Annotated in this window: 1 protein-coding gene; it reads left to right on the top strand. The window is 64.0% G+C overall.

Annotated features, from left to right (window positions below; all coding sequences use genetic code 11):
• Positions 1 to 1,045: type VI secretion system Vgr family protein (locus B498_RS00035; protein ID WP_008503530.1), on the top strand; the 1,045-nt coding region annotated here is incomplete at both ends.

Genomic DNA, 1,045 nt, shown 5'->3' with positions numbered 1-1,045 from the left:
CGATGTCCGAGTCGTTCGCGCTGACGCTGACCGTGCTCGGCACGGACGCGCGCATTGACCGCAGTAAGCTGCTGGGCCAGCCGGTCACGGTGACCATCCCGACGCAGAGCCTGCTGACGCCCCGCTATATAAACGGCAAGATTACCCGGGTGGCGGTCAGCGCCGTTGAGCTGACGGGGACCCGCTATGCGGTGTACCAGCTGACGGTGGAGCCGGACCTGTGGCCGATGAAGCGCGACCGTAACCTGCGTATCTTCCAGGGGCAGACGGTGCCGCAGATTGTGAAAACCCTGCTGGGTGAGCATCAGGTCAACGTTGAGGATAAACTCACCGGCAGCTACCGGGTGTGGGACTACTGCGTGCAGTATCAGGAGTCGAGCCTGGACTTCATCAGCCGCCTGATGGAGCTGGAGGGGATTGCGTATCACTTCCGCCATGAGGCGGACAAGCACACCCTGGTGCTCACCGACGCCGCCACGCAGTACCAGCCGTTCAGCGGCTATGAGGTTATTCCTTACCACCAGACGCCGTCCGGCGGCAGTACGGATGAAGAGGGCATCAGCCAGTGGGCGCTGGAGGACAGCGTGACGCCGGGGATTTACAGCCTCGACGACTATGACTTCCGCAAGCCGAACGCGTGGCTGTTCCAGGCCCAGCAGAACCCGGCGTCGCCGACGCCGGGCAGCATTGACGTGTACGACTGGCCGGGTCGCTTTGTGGACAAGGGGCACGGGGAGTTCTATGCCCGCATTCGTCAGGAGCGCTGGCAGGTTGAGCATCAGCAGATTCAGGCCACCGCCACGGCGGCGGGGATTGCGCCGGGGCACACCTTCACGTTAACCAACGCGCCGTTCTTCAGCGACAACGGTGAGTATCTGGTCACGGCGGCGGGTTACCACCTCGAAGAGAACCGCTACGCCAGCGGCGAGGGTGAAACTATTCACCGGACCGATTTCACGGTCATTCCGTCGGCGGTGGTCTACCGTCCGGCGCAGACCACGGCGTGGCCGCGCACCTACGGCCCGCAGACCGCGAAGGTGGTGGG

The organism is Enterobacter sp. SST3, from assembly GCF_000286655.1.
In the GTDB taxonomy this organism is placed as follows: Bacteria; Pseudomonadota; Gammaproteobacteria; order Enterobacterales; family Enterobacteriaceae; genus Enterobacter; species Enterobacter roggenkampii.
The sequence above is the reverse complement of the archived record's forward strand: the minus strand, read 5'-3'. Positions and strand labels throughout refer to the sequence as shown.